This window comes from Streptomyces sp. MNU76, assembly GCF_020982545.1.
Taxonomy (GTDB): Bacteria; Actinomycetota; Actinomycetes; order Streptomycetales; family Streptomycetaceae; genus Streptomyces.
Genome location: NZ_JAJKLK010000026.1, coordinates 92,230 through 110,949, shown reverse-complemented (window position 1 = coordinate 110,949; position 18,720 = coordinate 92,230). Strand labels below are relative to the sequence as shown.

General features: G+C 73.1%; 12 protein-coding genes and 2 pseudogenes. 8 read left to right on the top strand and 6 right to left on the bottom strand.

Features of this window, described 5'->3' with window-relative positions; genetic code table 11:
• Window positions 1-52 precede the first annotated feature (52 nt).
• From E4N62_RS41280 to E4N62_RS41270, 3 genes and pseudogenes are all read left to right on the top strand, one after another.
• A complete protein-coding gene (locus E4N62_RS41280; RefSeq protein WP_005483995.1) occupies window positions 53-169 on the top strand; it encodes a SapB/AmfS family lanthipeptide in 117 nt (38 codons plus the stop codon).
• A 248-nt stretch (window positions 170-417) separates the two neighbouring features.
• On the top strand, window positions 418-2,235 hold the full coding sequence (locus E4N62_RS41275; protein WP_230223066.1) for an ABC transporter ATP-binding protein: 1,818 nt from the start codon (window positions 418-420) through the stop codon (window positions 2,233-2,235).
• Between the two features lie 431 nt (window positions 2,236-2,666).
• Window positions 2,667-4,013, top strand: a pseudogene (locus E4N62_RS41270) (ATP-binding cassette domain-containing protein); the annotation flags it as partial.
• A 62-nt stretch (window positions 4,014-4,075) separates the two neighbouring features.
• Here the strand turns inward: E4N62_RS41270 and E4N62_RS48370 are convergent.
• Both E4N62_RS48370 and E4N62_RS41265 read right to left on the bottom strand, forming a co-directional pair.
• Window positions 4,076-4,198, bottom strand: a complete 123-nt coding sequence (locus E4N62_RS48370; RefSeq protein ID WP_268270439.1) for a hypothetical protein — start codon at window positions 4,196-4,198, stop codon at window positions 4,076-4,078.
• Between the two features lie 118 nt (window positions 4,199-4,316).
• Window positions 4,317-4,919 carry a response regulator transcription factor gene (locus E4N62_RS41265; protein ID WP_230223064.1) on the bottom strand — a complete coding sequence of 201 codons (603 nt, stop codon included), beginning with the start codon at window positions 4,917-4,919 and terminating at the stop codon, window positions 4,317-4,319.
• 281 nt (window positions 4,920-5,200) lie between these two features.
• On the opposite strand from E4N62_RS41265, the gene E4N62_RS41260 reads away from it, so the two are divergent.
• Window positions 5,201-7,351 (top strand): SpoIIE family protein phosphatase, encoded by a 2,151-nt coding sequence (locus E4N62_RS41260; RefSeq protein WP_230223062.1) that lies wholly within the window; start codon window positions 5,201-5,203, stop codon window positions 7,349-7,351.
• A gap of 209 nt (window positions 7,352-7,560) precedes the next feature.
• On the opposite strand, the gene E4N62_RS41255 is transcribed toward E4N62_RS41260, so the two are convergent.
• On the bottom strand, window positions 7,561-8,976 hold the full coding sequence (locus E4N62_RS41255; RefSeq protein WP_230223060.1) for a S1 family peptidase: 1,416 nt from the start codon (window positions 8,974-8,976) through the stop codon (window positions 7,561-7,563).
• A gap of 718 nt (window positions 8,977-9,694) precedes the next feature.
• On the opposite strand from E4N62_RS41255, the gene E4N62_RS41250 reads away from it, so the two are divergent.
• The 4 genes from E4N62_RS41250 (at window position 9,695) to E4N62_RS41235 (ending at window position 15,900) form a co-directional block, all read left to right on the top strand.
• Window positions 9,695-9,910 carry a hypothetical protein gene (locus E4N62_RS41250; protein WP_033528587.1) on the top strand — a complete coding sequence of 72 codons (216 nt, stop codon included), beginning with the start codon at window positions 9,695-9,697 and terminating at the stop codon, window positions 9,908-9,910.
• 101 nt (window positions 9,911-10,011) lie between these two features.
• On the top strand, window positions 10,012-10,818 hold the full coding sequence (locus E4N62_RS41245; protein ID WP_230223058.1) for an HlyD family efflux transporter periplasmic adaptor subunit: 807 nt from the start codon (window positions 10,012-10,014) through the stop codon (window positions 10,816-10,818).
• A 68-nt stretch (window positions 10,819-10,886) separates the two neighbouring features.
• Window positions 10,887-13,052: an NHLP family bacteriocin export ABC transporter peptidase/permease/ATPase subunit gene (locus E4N62_RS41240; RefSeq protein WP_308186176.1), complete on the top strand. Its 2,166-nt coding sequence runs from the start codon at window positions 10,887-10,889 to the stop codon at window positions 13,050-13,052.
• A 1-nt stretch (window position 13,053) separates the two neighbouring features.
• Window positions 13,054-15,900, top strand: coding sequence for an NHLP bacteriocin export ABC transporter permease/ATPase subunit (locus E4N62_RS41235; RefSeq protein ID WP_230223056.1), 2,847 nt, complete (start codon window positions 13,054-13,056; stop codon window positions 15,898-15,900).
• Window positions 15,901-15,954: 54 nt separating this feature from the next.
• On the opposite strand, the gene E4N62_RS41230 is transcribed toward E4N62_RS41235, so the two are convergent.
• The 3 genes and pseudogenes from E4N62_RS41230 to E4N62_RS41220 form a co-directional block, all read right to left on the bottom strand.
• Window positions 15,955-16,449: a GNAT family N-acetyltransferase gene (locus E4N62_RS41230; RefSeq protein WP_230223054.1), complete on the bottom strand. Its 495-nt coding sequence runs from the start codon at window positions 16,447-16,449 to the stop codon at window positions 15,955-15,957.
• Window positions 16,450-16,458: 9 nt separating this feature from the next.
• On the bottom strand, window positions 16,459-17,820 hold the full coding sequence (locus E4N62_RS41225) for an MFS transporter (protein ID WP_230223052.1): 1,362 nt from the start codon (window positions 17,818-17,820) through the stop codon (window positions 16,459-16,461).
• A gap of 53 nt (window positions 17,821-17,873) precedes the next feature.
• A pseudogene (locus E4N62_RS41220) lies at window positions 17,874-18,719 on the bottom strand (ABC transporter permease subunit); the annotation flags it as partial.
• Window position 18,720 lies beyond the last annotated feature (1 nt).

Genomic DNA, 18,720 nt, shown 5'->3' with positions numbered 1-18,720 from the left:
ACCCCGTCCCCACAAGGGCCCGTTCGCGGGCCATCGATCGAAAGGAATCGACATGGCACTTCTCGACCTGCAGACGATGGAAGCCGACGAGACGACCGGCACCGGCGGCCCCAGCTCCCTGAGCGTGCTGTCCTGTGTGAGCGCGGCCAGCATCACGCTCTGCCTCTGATCCGAGCGGGGCGTCCCGGCCACCTTGGGCGCCCGTCGGACCGGCACGGCGGCTGAGCCGCGCCGACGGCTCCGGACGGCTCCTCTCCGCACTGTCCGGGGAGGGGCCGTCCGGAGCGCATCCGTCCGTTCTCCATCCCTCCGTCCTCCATCCGTCCGTCCTTCATCCGTCTGTCCTTCATCCGTCTGTCCTTCATCCGTCTGTCCTTCATCCGGCCGTTCATCCGGTCGTCCCACGTCAGGACGGGTATGACGACCCTCACCGAAGGCGGGGCCCGCGGCCCGGCGGCCGTGTCCGTCCCCCTGCTGCGTTCGACCGTCCGGCACTCCGGCCCCCGTTGTACGGCCCTGGCGCTCGTGTCCATGGCCTCGACGGGGGCGAACCTGTTGCTGCCGGCCGCGCTGGGCCGGGCCCTGGACCTGCTGCTGGCGGGCGACCCGGACAGCTCGGCCTGGGTGCTGCGGTGCGCGGCGCTCGTCCTCGCGGCGGCCGTCCTCGACGCGGTCGAGACCGTGCTCGGCGGCACCACGAACGCCCGGGCGACCGCGTGGCTGCGCCACCGACTCGTCCGGCACGTCCTGGCCGTGGGGCCACGGGCCGGCTCCCGGTTCGGCCCGGGGGACCTGGTGGCCCGGCTCGTCGGGAACGCGGCCCAGGCGGGCACGGCCCCCGCTACCGGCGCCGCGCTCGTCGCTGCGCTCGCCGGGCCCCTGGGCGCGGTGGTGGCCCTCGCGCTGATCGACCCGAGGCTCGCGGCGGTCTTCCTGATCGGCGCCCCGCCGCTCGCCCTGGTATTGCGTACCCTCGCGCGGGACTCCTCCGACTGCGCGGCGCGCTATCAGCGGGCCCAGGGCCGTATCGCGGGGGGTCTGGCCGAGGCCGTCGCCGGACACCGCACGATCGCGGCCGCCGGAACGGCCGACCGCACCATCTCCCGTGTCCTGCGCCCTCTGCCCGAACTCTCCCGCCAAGGGCACCGCATGTGGCACGTCCAGGGTCGCGCCGCCGCCCGCGCGGCCACCGTGGCCCCGCTCCTGCAGCTCGCCGTCGTGGCCGGTGCCGGGGTCCTGCTCACCCGACAGCACCTGTCCGTGGGCGAGTTGCTGGCCGCGTCCCGCTACGCCGTGCTGGCCGCGGGCGTCGGCGTCCTGGTCGGGCAGCTCTCGGGCCTGGTCCGCGCGCGGACGGCGGCCCGGCGCCTGGACGAGATACGGAGCGAGCCCGCGACCGAGTACGGGACGCGCGCGCTGCCGCCCGGCGGGACGGGGCGGCTGGAGCTGCGCTCCGTGACCGTCCGCCGGGGTGGGCGTGCCGTGCTGGACCACGTCGATCTGGTGGTGCCGGGCGGTGCCACGGTCGCCGTCGTGGGCCGGTCCGGTGCGGGCAAGTCGCTGCTCGCGGCGGTGGCCGGGCGGCTGACGGATCCGGACGGCGGGGAGGTGCTGCTCGACGGGGTGCCCCTGCCGGATTTGGACCGCCGTGAGCTGCGCCGGGCGGTCGTCCACGCCTTCGAACGCCCGGCCCTGCTGGGTGGGTCGGTGGAGGACACCATCGCCTTCGGCACCGGCCGCCCCTCCCCCGCCCGGATCCGGGAGGCCGCCCGCGCCGCGCACGCCGACGGCTTCGTCCGCCGTCTTCCCGACGGCTACGCCACGCCCTGTGCCGACGCCCCGTTGTCCGGTGGTGAGGCCCAACGCCTGGGCCTGGCCCGCGCGTTCGCCCGCGACTGTCATCTCCTCGTGCTCGACGACGCCCTCTCCAGCCTGGACACCCTCACCGAGCACGACATCACCGACGCGGTTCTTCGCCCCACGAACGGTGGCAGCCGGCTGCTCGTCGCCCACCGCGTCACCACGGCCGCCCGCGCGGACACCGTGGTGTGGCTGGAGAAGGGGAGAGTACGGGCGGTGGGACCGCACACGGAGCTGTGGCGCACGACGGAGTACCGGGAACTGTTCGGAACACGGGCCCCGACCGACAAGGACCGGGGCGACACCGCCCACGACGACACCGCGGCTCACGACGACACCTCGGCGCAGGGCGCGCCGGGCGGAGGGGGCCGGTGAAGAAGATCGAGGGAGGAGGAGGGCCCGCCGGGGGCCCCGGACCCGGCGCGCGGCGCCCCCGGCACGATGGCGGCACGAACCGAACCGGGCATGTCGGCGAAGCGACGGAGCCCGGCCCGGCGACCGACACCACCCGAACCAGGCCCGGCACCGACACCACGCGAACCAGGCCCGCCGGCGGAACGACCGGGACCGCGCCCGCCACCGGCACAACCCGAGCCGGGCACGAAGGCGGACCGGCGGGGGCCGGGCCCGCCGCCCGCGCGACGGGGACCGGGCCGCGGGAGACCGGGCGCGCCGTCGGGGCGGCGCGACCGTGCGTCGATACGCCGGGGCTCATCCGCCGGGGTCTCCGGTTTCTTCGGCGGCGGGGGTGGGTCGTCGTGCGGCTGGTGCTGTGGTCCGTGCTGGAGACGGGGCAGACCTTTCTCATGGGGTACGCCCTCGCGCGGCCCTCGACGACGGTTTCGCGGGCGGGCGGGCGTCGGCCTGGGCTGGCTCGGGGCCGCCGCCGGGGCGGTGGTGCTCGGGGCGGTGGGCACCTGGCGGGTGTACGCGTGCGTGGCGGGGCTCGTGGAACCGTTGCGGGACCGGCTGGTGCGTGGGTGGTCGACCGGGGGTCCGGGAGGCGGACGGTGGGCCCTGTCGGGGCTGACCCAGCAGGTGGAGATCGCCCGGGACACCTTCGCCGGACTCGTCATGGTGTCCCGCTCGTTCCTGTTCACCTCCGCCGGGGCGCTCGTCGGCCTCTTCTCGCTGGCCCCGCCGCTGCTGCTGGTCGTCGGCCCCCCGCTGGTCACCGGCGTGACCCTCTTCCTGGTGACGCTCAGGCCCCTGGCCCGCCGCCAAGAGCGCTTCCTGGTCGCCGACGAGGCTCTCGCCGACCGGCTCGGTGCCGTCTGCCCGGGGCTGCGGGACATCACGGCGGCCGGCGCGGAGGACACGGTCGCCGCCGACACCGGCCGGTGCGTCGACGCGGAGTTCCGGGCCGCGCGCTCCCTGGCCCACTGGGGCGTCGCACGGGTCGCCTCCCTCGCGATCGGTGGCCAACTGCCCGTCGTACTGCTCCTGGTGGCCGCCCCTTGGCTCCTGGACCAGGGGGTGACGGCGGGCGCCCTGATCGGCGCCCTCGCCTACGTCACCCAGTCCCTCCTCCCCGCCCTGCAGAACCTGGTCCACGGCCTGGGCACCAGCGGCTCCCGACTCGCGGTGGTGCTCGCAGACTGGCCCCGGCACCCGCCCTCCCTCGGACGACCCCACCCCGGCCCTCGACGCGCACCCCGTCGCCGACGCACTCCACCGCCGACGCCGCCCACCACGCGGCCGACCCGCACGACGCGGCCTCCGACGACGCCCTCTCCCTCGCCTCCGTCACCTTCGCCTACGGCTCCTCCGGCACCCCCGTCCTCGACGGCCTCGACCTCCGCCTCCCCCACGGCACGCACCTGGCCGTCGTCGGCCCCAGCGGCGTCGGCAAGTCCACGCTCACCGGGATCGTCGCCGGTCTCCTGCGCCCCCGGCACGGCACCGTCCACTTGTGTGGACGGCCGGTACCCGGCGCCACATCCCACTCACACCGGGTGCTCATCCCGCAGGAGGCGTACGTCTTCGGGGGATCCCTCGCGGAAAACCTCGGCGAGCTACGGCCGAAACCCGTGCCCGAGGACGAGTTGTGGGCCGCCGCGGAGGCCGTGGGGCTCACCGAGGTGATGGTCCGGCTGGGCGGCCCGGCCGGAGAGGTCGACCCGGGCGCGCTGTCCGCCGGGGAGCGGCAACTCGTCGCGCTGGCGCGGGCGTACCTGTCGTACGCGGAGGTCATGATCCTCGACGAGGCGACCTGTCACCTGGACGCGGAGGCGGAGGAACGCGCGGAGCGGGCCTTCGCTCGGCGGCCGGGCACGACCCTCGTGGTCGTCGCGCACCGCCTCAGCTCGGCCCGCCGCGCGGACCGGGTGCTGGTCATGGACGGACGATCCGTCGCGTACGGGGACCACGACGGACTCCTGGCCCGCTCACCGCTGTACCGGGACCTGGTCGGTGCCTGGTCCCCGGTTCCTAGGCCGGTGAGCTCCCCCGGCGTTTCAGAGCCACCCCTCCCCCTGCGAGATCCTGATCGCGTCGATCCTGTTGCGCGCCCCCGTCTTGCGGGTGATCGCGGCCATGTAGTTGCGCACGGTCCCGTGGGAGAGGTGCAGGCTGCCGGCGATCTCCGCGACGGAGGCACCCTCGGCAGCCAGGGATAACACGCTCAACTCCCGCCGTGTCAGCGGCATCTCGGCGGCCTTGAGGAAGCCGAAGCCGAGGGAGTCGTCGACGAAGCGTCTCCCCCGGGCGACCTCTCGGATCGCGGACACCAGCCGCTGCGGGGAGCCCTCCTTGTCCACGTAGCCGAGGGCACCCGCCTCCGCCGCGCGCTTGAGCAGGCCGGGTCTGCCCGCGTGCGCGAGGACCAGCAGACCGGGGGCCGGGCCGCCCGCGCCGCGCAGATCGGCGAGCGGCGGGATGCCGACCGCGTCCGCGCAGTCCAGGTCCGCGGCGCAGACCTCGGGCCGCAGGGTCCGCACCCGCCCCGGCGCGGCGCGCCAGGACGTGTGGAACACCGTCAGGTCGGGTTCCCGGCGGAGCCACTCCGCCAGCACCGATCTGACCAGACACTCGTCATGCACGAGAAGTACCCGGATCACGTTCGCCCCTCCGCCTGCCGGCCACCGATGTCCTCCGCTCAGCGCGTGCCCATTGTTGGCGCCCCCCACCACGCCCGGGCGCGAAGAACCAGCCATCGGGGTGCGTGGGGGCGCACTCGCGGCGCACGTGCGCGATGCCGCGCATCAGCGCGGGGGCATGGCGTGGGCGAGAGGGGGTACGGCGGAGGGTCCGCGGCCGCCGCTCGCCGTGCGGGGGCGGCCCCCAGGGAGGAGCCTTGACCCTGGGGTCTGTCGCACGGTCGTGCGAGGAGGTGGTCGGCATGTCCGACGTCCACGCGTCAGGAGCGCGGGCGACCGTCGAGACGGGACGCGTCGGCCATCATCCACTGCTGTCGCTGGCACTGGCCGCGATGATGGACGACGTCCAGGCCCACTCGGGCGCGGTGTACCTGCTGACGCCGGACGAGCCGGTCCTGGAGATGGCCGTGATGGCGGGGCTGCCGAGATCGTTCGCCGCGCCCTGGGAGCGGGTGGGACTCAACTCACCGGTCCCGGTCTCCGAGGCCGTACGGGGACGGCGGCTGGTGTGGGTCAACGGCGAGGAACAGATGGCCCGCCGCTATCCCCGGATCGCGGTGGTCCTGCCCTACCCGTTCGCCCTGGCCGCCCTGCCGGTGGCCACCCGTGACACCACCTACGGCGCGGTCTTCCTGACCTGGCCCGGCTCCCACCCGCCCGAGCTCAGCGAGCGCGAGCGGGACCAGCTGACCTCGGCCTGCGACCGGCTCGCGATGCGGCTGCGGCGCGCCGAGGAGGAGGGCCGCCCGGTGCGGCCGGAGCCGGACCTGTCGGCGCCGTCGACGACCACGGTCGCGGGGACGCTCGGCACGGTGGAGGCGGCGCGGATGGTGGCGCGGCTGCCGTACGGGATGTGCGCGCTCGATCTGCACGGGCGGATCACCTTCGCCAACGCGGCCACCGCCGAACTGCTCGGCATCCCGGTGAGCGGCCTGCTGGGCACCCAGCTGTGGGCGTCCGTGCCGTGGCTCAACGATCCCGCGTACGAGGACCGGTACCGGGCGGCCCTGATGAGCCAGCACGTGACGTCGTTCGTGGCGCTGAGGCCGCCGAGCGACTGGCTGTCCTTCCGGCTGTATCCGGGGACCAACGGGCTGAGCGTACGGATCTCCCGAGCCCGGGCGGTCGCCGAGGCCGAGCACACGGCGCGGGAGGAGGACCACGGACCGGGCCGACTGGTGACCATCCACCACGTGCTGGCGCTGGCGAGCGCGCTCACCGAGGCGGTCGGGGTGCAGGACGTGGTGGAGCTGGTGGCCGACGAGATCGCCCCGGCCATCGGCAGCCAGGCCCTGGTGATGCTCGGCTCACGCGCCGGGCGCCTGCATGTGCTCGGGCACCGCGGCTACGCCGACCCGCATCTCGTGGAGCGTTTCGACGGGATGCCGCTCACCGCGGCGATGCCCGGGGCGCACGCCCTGGCCACCGGGGTGCCCGCGTTCTTCGAGTCCCGGCAACAGCTGGAGCACCTGTATCCGCTGCGGAAGGAGACCCCGGACGGGCTGGGCGCCTGGGCGTACATCCCGCTGATCGCCTCGGGGCGGCCGGTGGGCACCTGGGTCCTCGGGTACGCGGAGCCACATCCGTTCCCGGCCGAGGAACGCGCGGTGCTGACCAGCCTCAGCGGCCTCATCGCCCAGGCACTGGAGCGGGCTCTGCTGTACGACGCCAAGCACCAGGTGGCGCACGGCCTCCAGAAGGCGCTGTTGCCGCACTCGCTGCCCTCCATCCCGGGCATCGAGTCCGCCTCCCGCTATCTGCCGGCCACCCGTGGCATGGACATCGGCGGCGACTTCTTCGACCTGGTCCTCTCGCACGGGAGGGCGTCGGCCGTCATCGGCGACGTACAGGGGCACAACGTGACGGCGGCGGGGCTGATGGGGCAGCTCCGTACGGCCGTGCGCGCGTACACGACCGTCGGGCAGACGCCGGAGGAGGTGATGAGCAGCACCAACCGGCTGCTGATCGACCTGGGTTCGGAACTGTTCGCCAGCTGTCTGTATCTGCGGCTGGACCCGGAGCACGGGACGGCCGTCATGACGCGGGCCGGGCATCCGCCGCCGTTGCTGCGCCGGCCGGACGGGAAGGTGCGGGTGCTCGACCTCGCGGGCGGTCCGCTGCTGGGGATCGACGCGGCGGCCACGTACCCGACGACGGAGGTGGCGCTGCCGGAGGGTTCGGTGCTGGCTCTGTACACGGACGGGCTGATCGAGTCGCCGGGCGTCGACATCGAGGACGCGCTGGCGGATCTCGGGGAGCGGCTGTCGACGGCCGGGGAGCGGCCGTTGGACGCGCTGGCCGACGATCTCGTACGGGAGACCGAGGCGGCGGAGGAGCGGGCGGACGACGTGGCGCTGCTGCTGCTCCGGGCCACGGGACGCTCCGCGGGGTGACGCCACCCTTGTCGTGGGGTTCTTCGTCGGGTGCGGATGTGTCGTGGCGGGGGCGACGAAGCGGCCCGGCCCTCCCGCCGGAGGGCCGGGCCGTGCCATCCGCCGGCCGGAACCGCTGTGGGTGAGCCGGCGGATGGGTCGTGGGGCGACGGGCGGGGTCAGTGGCCGCTGATCCCCGGGCCGTCGCCCACGTATGCGGTGGCGTTCGCCTACTGGTGGACGCCCCGCTCGTCGACACCCTGCTCGCCGACCCCCTGGTCGCCGACGCCCTGCTCGTGCTCCTGGCCCGCGCCGGCGGCGGCTTCCTCACCCGCACCGGCCTCGTCACCGGCACCGGCCGCTGCGGCGCCCTCTTCCTCGCCCGCGCCCGCGCCCGCGGCCGCGGCGCCCTCTTCCTGACCGGCACCGGCGGCGGCTCCGCCGTCTGCCTCCTCGCCCGCGCCCGCGGCGTCACCGGCACCGCCGGCGGCTTCCTCGCCGGCGCCCGCGCCGCCGTCGCCGAGGGTGGCACCCGTGGCCGCGAGGGCGGTGGTGACCGGCTGGAAGAAGGTCTCGCCACCGACGGTGCAGTCGCCGCTGCCGCCGGAGGTCAGGCCGATGGCCTGGCCGTCCTCGGTGAAGAGCGAGCCGCCGCTGTCGCCGGGCTCGGCGCAGACGTTGGTCTGGATGAGACCGGTGACGGTGCCCTCGGGGTAGTTCACCGTGGCTTCGAGGCCGGTGACCTGGCCGTCGGCGAGCCCGGTGGTACTGCCCATGCGGAAGACCTGGAGACCGACCGCCGCCTCGCCGACCGCGTTGATGTCGACCGTCTGGCCGTTGCCGAGGTCGACCGTGCTGGCCGCCTGCGTCGCCGGGTCGTTGTAATTGACCAGGGCGAAGTCGCCGACGCCGGGGAACGTGGCGGTCGCCGCGTCGACGGTGCCGATCGGCGCGCCGTTCTCCTCCTCGGACCACTCGGCCTCCGCGACACCGCAGTGACCGGCGGTCAGGAAGGCCGGGGCGCCCTCGGCGTTGACGACGTTGAAGCCGGCCGAACAGCGGGCGCCGCCACCGAAGATGGCGTCGCCGCCCTCCAGGAAGGGCTTGAAGGTGCCGGCGGACTTCTTGATGGTCGCCATGCCCGCGCCGAGCGACTTGACCGTCGACTCGATGGTGTCCCAGTTCTCGCCCGTGACCGTGGAGTCGGCGGTGACCTGGAGCCTGTTCGTGCGGGGGTCGATCGCCCAGGCGGTGCCCGGGACGGTGGCCTCCTTCTTCAGCGTGGCCGCGCCCTTCAGCAGCTCGGACCAGCTGTTCTCGACCTCACGGACCTCCGCGCCGGCCTCCTGGGCCTGGATGATCACGTTGTTGTCGTCGCCCTCGATCTGAAGGCCGTCGATGACGTTGATGATGAGGCGCTGCTTACCCGAGTCGTAGTACGCGCCTGCGAACGCTTCACCGAGCAGGCCCTGGAGCTGGGAGGCGAGGTCCGAGGCGTCACTCGCGGCGAGCGTCTTGGGGGCGGCGCCCTTGGCGTCCGTCTGCGACGCCATCGCGTTCGGCAGGACGAGGGCTGCCGCACCGAGCGCCGCCACACCGCCTGCGGCTATGAACGCCTTGCGCTTGGTGGCTCGTTTGTGACTCAACTCTTGACCTCCTGGGGACGGGGTCCGTACCGCCGTCCGGCGGGTGAACTGGGGGCGCCTGGTTGCCAGTTGGTACGGATGGTTCCGAGGGGGTGTTCAACGTTCCGCAGAAAGATTCCGATCTTCCATTTCGCAAAGCGCGCTACGCCCCTCGTTGGCCTGCCATTTCACGACTTCCCGCCCGCGCGCCCCGTGGGGACCTTGTCACACCGGAGGCCCACCCCCTCGTCGGCCCCGCTTCGACACCGTCGGCTACCGCTCGATGGCGGTCCGTCGACGCCGGTGATCGGGAAACCGGCTGCGGGGAATCTCCACACCGAATACTCAGCGGGGTCACGGGCGACGGGAGTTCTGCACAAGCGCGATTCACGTGCCGTGCCTTTGAGGCTGGACTGTCCAATTCGTTTTCCTGCAGGCAATGAAGGGCGTATGACGATGCCGCGATCTGTGTGAAGAAGTCGCCCCCAAGCCGTGCACAAGCCTGCACCAATGAACCGTCATGGTCACCAAGTGCGCTGGTGGGGAGCATGTTGATTGGATGTGCGCGGCGGCGATCTGCTTATATCCATCGCACCGCGGGGGCCGCCGAGCTCTCGGAGACGGAAGCAGCCAGCTCTCCGGATCGAGAAATGGGCACCCACGTGCGCGGCCGTCGTTCTGTTCCCCAGAAGGGGGCCGCTCCCCCCTTATGAATAGCTATACGAAGGGAAGTTCCATCATGAACTCCACCCCCCAGGTTGAGACCGCCGAGATCTCGGACGCCGCCCTCGACGCCGTCTCCGGTGGCCTCTCGGTCAACGCCGTCGGCACCGTCACCGGCCTGGTGGACGGCATCGCCCCGGTCTCCGGCCTGGTCAACACGGCCGTCGGCACGGTCGAGGGTGTCACCGGTCTGAACACCGCCCCGGTCACCAGCCTGGTCGCCGGTCTCTGATCGACCCCCAGTGCCGCTGAGTCCCGGAACCGCCTGACAGGTTCCGGGACTCTCGGGTGCTCTGAAGCCCTACAAGGCCGAAGCCCTACAAGGGAAGTCCCGTGCAGTTCCGCCAACAGGCCCTCGCCAAGCTCCAGTCGCCCGAGGAGCTCGACCTCCCGGTGCGCTTCGCCCGCCCCCAGGGCTGGCTGGTGCTGTCCGTGACGGTGGTCGCGATGGCCGCCGCCTCCGTGTGGGCCGTCACGGGTTCCGTCGCCTCCACGGTCGGCGCGCCCGCCGTCCTCACCCATGGGCAGGGCAGTTACGTGCTCCAGAGCCCGGTCGCCGGGCAGGTCACCGCCGTCCTCGCGAAGCAGGGCGAGAGGCTGCCCGCGAAGGCCCCCGTCCTCGAGGTCGCCACCGCCGACGGCGAGCAGGTCGTGCGTTCCGTCGCGGCCGGCCGGGTCTCCGCGCTCGCCGCCACCATCGGTCAGATCATCCAGACCGGCGCGAACGTCGCGGCCGTCGAGAAAGTCGCCGACGCCGACGATCCGCTCTACGCGACGGTGTACGTCCCCGCCGAGAACGCGGCCTCGATCCCGAAGGACGCCGAGGTCGACCTGACCGTGCAGTCGGCTCCCACCCAGCGGTACGGCGTGCTGCGCGGCCATGTGAAGAAGGTGGACCGCACCGCGCAGACCCCGCAGTCCATCGGCGCGTTCCTCGGTGACACCCAGTTGGGCGAGCAGTTCACCAAGAAGGGCCGGCCGGTGGCCGTCACCGTACGACTGGACCGCTCGGCGTCGACCGAGTCGGGCTACCGGTGGTCCTCGCAGGACGGGCCGCCGTTCGAGCTGACCTCCATGACCATGGCCACGGCGTCGATCCGGCTGGCCGACGAGCGTCCGATCGATTGGCTGCTCCCGTGACCGCGTCCCAGGACACCGCCGGGCCGTCCACGCGCGGCAGACGCAAGGCGGCGCCGTCGAAGCGCCCGGTGCCCAAGGGCAGGCGGAGGACCGTCCGCACGCCGACCGTCCTGCAGATGGAGGCCGTGGAGTGCGGCGCCGCGTCCCTCGCCATGGTGCTCGGCCACTACGGACGGCACATCCCCCTGGAGGAGCTCCGCATCGCCTGCGGTGTGTCCCGGGACGGCTCGCGCGCCAGCAACCTGCTGAAGGCAGCTCGCAGTTACGGCCTGACCGCCAAGGGCATGCAGATGGACGTGGCCGCCCTCGCCGAGGTGACGGCACCGGCGGTCCTGTTCTGGGAGTTCAACCACTACGTCGTCTACGACGGCATGGGCCGCCGCTTCGGCAGGCGGGGCGTCCACATCAACGACCCCGGCAAGGGCCGCCGGTTCGTGCCGATGGAGGACTTCGACGCCAGTTTCACCGGTGTCGTCCTCGTCATGGAGCCGGGCGACGAGTTCGAGAAGGGCGGCCGCAGGCCCGGTGTGCTCGGCGCCATGCCCGCCCGGATGCGCGGCACCTCCGGCACCCTGCCCGCCGCCGTCCTCGCCAGCCTGCTGCTGGTGGCGGTCGGCGCGGCCGTCCCCGCGCTGAGCCGCACCTACATCGACATGTTCCTGATCGGCGGCCAGACCTCCCTGCTGGGTGTGCTGTTCGCGTCCATGGGCGCGTGCGTGCTGCTGACCGTCCTGCTGACCTGGCTGCAACAGGCCAACCTGCTGCGCGGCCGGCTGATCTCCTCCACGCTCTCCAGCGCCCGCTTCCTGCGGCACCTGCTGCGTCTGCCGGTCACCTTCTTCTCGCAGCGCAGCCCCGCGGACCTCGTCCAGCGCCTCCAGTCCAACGACGCGGTCGCCGAGACCCTCGCCCGGGACCTCGCGGCGGCCGGTGTCGACGCGGTCGTGGTCGTCCTCTACGCCGTGCTCCTCTATACGTACGACCCGCAACTCACCGCCGTCGGCGTCGCGGTGGCCCTGCTGAACGTGGTGGCGATGCGGGTGGTGATCCGGCTGCGCGCGACCCGTACGGCGAAGCTGCGCGCGGACAACGCGCGGTTGACCAACACGGCGTACACCGGGCTCCAGCTGATCGAGACGATGAAGGCGACCGGCGGCGAGGAGGGCTACTTCCGCAAGTGGGCCGGGCAGCACGCCACCACGCTGGAGGAACAGCAGCGTCTCGGGGTGCCGAGCGCCTGGCTGGGGGTCGTCGCCCCGACCCTGGCCACGCTCAACAGCGCGCTCATCCTGTGGATCGGCGGTATGCGGGCGGTCGAGGGCCATATATCCGTGGGTCTGCTGGTCGCCTTCCAGGCGCTGGTCACCCGGTTCACGGCGCCGCTCACCCGCCTCAACGGGGTGGCGGGCCGTATCCAGGACTTCGCGGCCGACGTGGCCCGGCTGAAGGACGTGGAGAACTTCCGGGCCGACCCGTTGTACGCCCGCCCGGACGCCGCCGAGTCCACGCGCCGGCTGAACGGCCACGTCGAGCTGGAGAACATCACCTTCGGCTACAGCCCCCTCGACAAGCCCCTGCTCACCGGCTTCGACCTCACCGTGGGCCCGGGGCAGCAGGTGGCGCTGGTCGGCGGCTCCGGCAGCGGCAAGTCGACGGTGTCGCGGCTGATCTCGGGCCTGTACACCCCGTGGGAGGGCGTGATCCGCATCGACGGCCGCCGCCTGGAGGACATCCCCCGGGGTGCCCTCGCCGCCTCCGTCTCCTTCGTCGACCAGGAGGTGTTCCTCTTCGAGGGCACCGTCCGCGACAACGTGGCCCTGTGGGACCCCTCGATCCCCGACGAGGCCGTGGTGGAGGCGCTGCGCGACGCGGCCCTGTACGACGTGGTGACGCGTCGCCCGGGCGGCATCCACAGCAGGGTCGAGCAGGACGGCCGCAACTTCTCCGGTGGGCAGCGCCAACGCCTGGAGATCGCCCGTGCGTTGGTCCGCAGGCCCAGCATCCTGGTCCTCGACGAGGTGACCAGCGCGCTGGACGCGGAGACCGAGCTGACCGTCATGGACAACCTGCGCAAGCGCGGCTGCGCCTGTGTGGTGATCGCCCACCGGCTCAGCACGGTCCGCGACAGCGACGAGATCGTGGTCCTGCAGCACGGCACGATCGTGGAGCGCGGCCGGCACGAGGAGCTGGTGGCACGCGGCGGCACGTACGCCCAGCTGGTCAGGGAGCGATGAGATGACCACCGTGCACGAGGCCCAGGGCGGTCAGGGCGGCCACGACGGCGACGTCGTCCTCGGCGCGCTCGGCGGGATGGGCACCCCCCTCGACTGCACCGGCCACACCCGCCTGGACCTCGAAGGGCCGCAGACGCTGTGGCTGGTGGCCTCCGGTGCGCTGGACCTGTTCGCGGTGGACGCCGTCCAGCAGGGCCACTGGCACCATCTGGGCCGCCTGGAAGCGGGTTCGCTGCTGCTCGGCCCGGTCACCGGGCCCCAGCACACGCTGGTCGCCCGCCCGTTGCGCGACTGCGTGGTCCGGCGCATCGGCCTGCGTGAGCTGTACCAGCAGGCGGGCACCGAGACCTGGTCGTACGACGAATGGGGCAACCCGCAGCTCGTGCCCCCGCAGACGAGCCCCCTCGAATACGCCCTCGCCCTGGGCGTCGGCCGGGGCCTGTCCATCCTCTTCCAGGCGCCGATGGCCACCGAGCAGGCCGCCGCGCCCACCGACGACGACGTGTTCTGGATGCGGGTGCCGCCCGGCAGCGTCCAGTACGGCGCGCTGTACGGGGCGGAGGCGGCAGCCGATCTGTTGATGGACCCGGTGGTCTGGCAGAGCATGGTCGACCAGCAGTACCGGCTGCTGGCCACGCTGGACCGCTGGATCGAGCAGCTGGAGCGCACCCACGAGGACCGTACGGCCGCCGGGATCAAGGCCGGTGAGGCCGTACGCGCCCAGGCCGACCGCACCCTGCTCGCCTCCATCGGCAAGTCCTCCGCGCAGCGGCGTACGACGGCGGCCGACGCGGACGCCACGTACGCGGCGTGCGGGCTGGTCGCGCGGGCGGCGGGGATCTCGCTCTCCGAGCCGGCGCAGAGCGGCACCGAGAGCGACCGGCTCGACCCGGTGGAGCGCATCGCGCTCGCCTCCCGGGTCCGGGTCCGTGCCGTCCGCCTCGCCGGGAGCTGGTGGCGGGAGAACGTAGGCCCGCTGGTGGGGCACCGGGCGCTGTCCGGTGCCCCGGTGGCACTGCTGTGGCGGCGCGGCGGCTATGTGGCTGTCCAGCCGTCGTCCGGCCGGGAGACACCGATCGAGAAGGCGAACGCGGCCGAGTTCGAGCCGCGTGCCGTGATGTTCTACCGCCCGCTGCCCGAGCGGGTGCCGAGCCCGCTGCGGCTGATGCGGTTCAGCCTGCACGGGACGAGCGGTGACATGACGGGCCTGCTGCTCAGCGGGCTGGTGACGGTCGTGCTCGGCTCGCTCGTGCCGATCGCCACGGGCAGGATCCTCGGCGAGTACGTGCCGAAGGCGCAGGAGGACCTGATCGTGCGGGTCTGTCTGGCGATCATGCTCGCGAGTGTGGTGTCGGCGGCGTTCCTGCTGCTGCAGAACCTGACGATCCTGCGTCTGGAGGGCCGTATCGAGGCCACGCTGCAACCGGCGGTCTGGGACCGTCTGCTGCGGCTCCCGACGAAGTTCTTCACCTCGCGTTCCACGGGCGAACTGGCCAGTGCCGCCATGGGCATCAGTGCGATCCGCCGCACGCTGGCCGGCGTCGGCCCGGTGGTCGCCCAGTCGGTGACCGTCGGCGTGGTGAACCTCGCCCTGCTGCTCTGGTACAGCGTCCCGATGGCGCTGGCGGCGATCGGCATGCTGGTCGTGGTGGCGGCGGTCTTCCTGGGCCTCGGTCTGTGGCAGGTCCGCTGGCAGCGCCGTCTGGTGGTGCTGGGCAACAAGCTGAACAACCAGGCCTTCCAGACCCTGCGGGGGCTGCCGAAGCTCCGGGTGGCGGCCGCCGAGAACTACGCCTACGCGGCCTGGGCAGGCGAGTTCGCGCGCAGTCGGGAGCTCCAGCAGAAAGTCGGTGGCATCAAGAACCTCAACACGGTGCTGGGCGCGGTGTACCTGCCCCTGTGCACCCTGCTGATGTTCATGCTGCTGGCGGGCCCGGCACGCGGTTCGATGTCGGCGGCCGAGTTCCTGACCTTCAACACCTCGGTGACGATGCTGCTGACGTCGGTCACCCAGCTGACCGGCGCCTTCGTGTCGGCGGTGGCCGTGCTGCCGCTGTTCGAGGAGATCAAGCCGGTGCTGGAGGCGACGCCGGAGGTCCGTACGGCGAGCACCCGGCCGGGTGTGCTGTCCGGCGCCCTGGAGGCCCGCCGGGTCTCCTTCCGCTACGCGGACGACGGCCCGCTGGTGCTGGACGACGTGTCCTTCGCCGTCCGGCCCGGGGAGTTCGTGGCGATCGTCGGCCCCAGCGGCTGCGGGAAGTCGACCCTGCTGCGCCTGCTGATCGGTTTCGACAGACCGGTCTCCGGGAGCGTCCTGTACGACGGCCAGGACCTCGGCGCACTGGACCAGTCCGCCGTACGCCGTCAGTGCGGTGTCGTGCTCCAGCACGCCCAGCCGTTCACCGGGTCGATCCTGGACGTCATCTGCGGCACCGAGCCGTACACGCCCGAGGAGGCGATGGCGGCCGCCGCGATGGCGGGCCTGGCGGAGGACATCCAGCGCATGCCGATGGGTCTGCACACCATCGTCCAGGGCAACGGCGCGATCTCCGGCGGACAGCGGCAACGCCTGATGATCGCGCAGGCGTTGATCCGCCGGCCCCGCATCCTCTTCTTCGACGAGGCCACGAGCGCCCTCGACAACGAGACCCAGCGCACGGTCATCGAGAGCACGAGGGCCCTGAACGCGACACGGATCGTCATCGCCCACCGGCTGTCCACGGTGCTGGACGCGGACCGGGTGGTGGTGATGGAGGACGGCAAGGTGGCGGAGGTGGGAGCACCGGCCGAACTGCTGGCGAACCCGGCCGGACGCCTGCACGAGCTGGTTCGTCGTCAGATGGCCTAGCCGACCCCCTCTGCCCGTCCCGTTTCCGGGGCTCCGCCCCGGATTTCTTGCCGGTCAGTGCGACAGGTCGCGCTCGTAGCAGGTGCCCGGTTCACCGCTCAGGTCGTCCGGGGCGGCCGCATCGACGGGCACGAACCCGGCTTTGATCAGCACCTTCCGGGAGGCGGCGTTGCGGTGGGCCACGGCCGCCCGCAGGGTGCGCAGGCCGTAGCGGTCCGGCGCCGACCGGCACAGCTGCCGTACGGTCGCGGTCGCCACGCCGTGGCCGGCGACGTGCTGGGCGACCCGATAGCCGAGGTGCGCGGAACCGTTCTCGATGTCGACCAGGTTGAACCTGCCGAGTACCGAGCCGTCCTCGGCGACGAGTACATGGAAGGCGCAGACGCCCGCCTCCTGTTCGGCCAGCAGGGCGTCGTACCGGTCGGTGAACCGGTCGAAGAAGGCATCGCCGCGGTCGGGGACCGAGGCGGCGAACCAGGCACGGTTGGCCAGTTCGAAATCCAGGACCGCCGTGGCGTGTTCGGCACGCAGCCGCTGCAACTCGGGCATCGCGCGACCCTAGCCGGAGGGTGTGCCGAGGGCACCTGATTTCTTGCGCGCGGTGGGCACCGGCCCCGGGACGAGGAGGACCGAGGCGACCGGCACGGCGGCGAGTGCGAGCCACGGCACGGGGGCGGGCAGGTTCGCGTCCATCAGGGCGCCCGCCGCCGTGCTTCCCACCAGCACGATCAGGCCGGAAACGGAGGACATCGCCCCGGTGTAGAGCCCCAGGCGGCCCTTCACGGCGAGGTCGGGCACCCATGCGCGCGCCGCCGGAGCCACCAGCATCTGGCCCACCGTCAGCAGCACCACGAACCCGGCGGCGGGCAGCAATCCCGCCGTGCCGGTCCACTCGGCGGGCCGCGCCAGGCCCACCACCCCGAACCCCGAGGCGATCAGGAGCAGCCCCCAGGCCATGGACCGCCGCAGATCGAGCCGCCCGGCCGCCCACCGCGTCACCGGCAGCTGCGCCGCCACGACCAGCAGCGAGGACAGCCCGAAGAGCCAGGCCAGCGCGGACTGGGAGCCCGTCGCCCGCTCCACCTCGTCGGGAAGGAGCAGATACAGCTGGTTGTAGGCCAGCAGGTACGCGCCGTACGCGCAACACAGCGCCAGGAACCGCCGGTTGCGCAGCAGTCCGCCGAGGCCGCCCCGCACCTCGACCCGTTCCCGGCCCGGAATGTGCTGTGGCAGCAGCAGGTAGTGCCCGGCGAGGACGAGGGCGAAGACGCCGGCGCCCGCGAGGCAGACCACCCGGAAGTCGACGGCCAGGAGCAACGCCCCGATGAGCGGCCCGACGAAGGCCCCGGCCTGCCCCGCCACCGTGAACAGCGCGAGCACGCCGGTCCGGGGCCCGCCGCCCGATTCCTCCCAGACCACCGCCTGCCGGGCGACCTCGGACTCGACGGCCGGGGAGAAGAGGGCGGCGGCGAAGCCGATCAGGAGGACGGACGCGATGACCGACCAGTCCTCGTCCGCGTACCCGAGCCACGCGAACCCGGCGATCCGCAGCGCGCACCCGGCCAGCACCACGGGCCGTACGCCGTACCGGTCGGCGAGCGCTCCGCCGACCACGAACAGCCCCTGCTGGCTGAAGGTGCGCAGTCCGAGCACGAAGCCGACCATCCAGCCGGCCATGCCGATCGCCGTGCCGAGGTGTTCGGCGAGGAACGGCAGCACCGCGAAGAAGCCGACGTTGAAGGCGAGTTGGGTGAGGATCAGCAGCCGCAGGAGCGGGTTGAGCTTCGCCCAGGTACCGCGCCGCGACACCGTTGCGGCCGCGCCGCCGACCGCCGTGCGCGTTCCTTCCTCTCTCTGCGTCCTCTCTCCGGTCGTTCGCCCCGCGGGCGTCGCGGGCGGGTGCTGTGCGGGCTCGGTCATCCGGTCTCTCCGACGGTGGGGGCGGTGGTGGGCCTGGGTCGGCGGTGTACGGCTCAGGCGCGCGGCCGGCGCGGCCACCGCACCCCGCCCGCCGCCGTGACCGCGAGCGCGCCGAGGAGGGCGAGCGCGCCGGCGGGGGCGAGGACGGCCCAGGGGGCGCGTTCGGCGTAGGGCTGGTTCTCGGCGAGGAGGAGGCCCCATTCGGGGTCCGGCGGCTGCGCGCCCAGGCCGAGGAAGCCCAGCGAGGTCAGGGCGAGGGCCACGCCGGGCAGCCGGAGCAGGGCGTGCCGGGCCACGGGTGGCAGTACGGCGGGAAGCAGTTCGCGGCGGAGCAGGTAGGTGTCGTCCGCGCCGAGCCCTTTCGTGGCCGTGATGTGGGTCGTGGCCCGTTCCTGTTCGAGCAGGGCCGTGGTGTGCGCGGCCAGGGGCACCCAGGCGACGGCGGCCACGGCCAGCGCGGGTGTCGCCGCTCCGCCGCCCGCCGCTCCGGCGACGAGGAGACCCGCGAGGACCGCGGGGACGGCGTTGACGGTGTCGACGAGGGGCCCGGACAGGCGCGGCAGCAGCCCGAGCAGGAGGCCCGTCAGCAGCGCGGCGGCACTGATCGTGACGGCCAGGGCGAGGGTGGTGAAGGCGCCGTGGCCGATGCGGGCGAGGAGATCGCGGCCGAGTGCGTCGGTGCCCAACGGGTGTGCCCAGGAGGGTGGTCGGAGCCGGGCGCCGGTGTCGAGGGCCAGCGGGTCGCGGGCCAGACCGAGCGCCACGACCGTCAGCAGGAGGGCGCCGTGCAGCAGGGGGGCGCGGCTCGGGACCGGTGGCACGGGGCGGTGCAGGGAGTGGAGCGCGCCGTCGCGGAGGGCGGGGCCGATGAGGAGGCGGGCGGCGAGACGGGCTAGTACT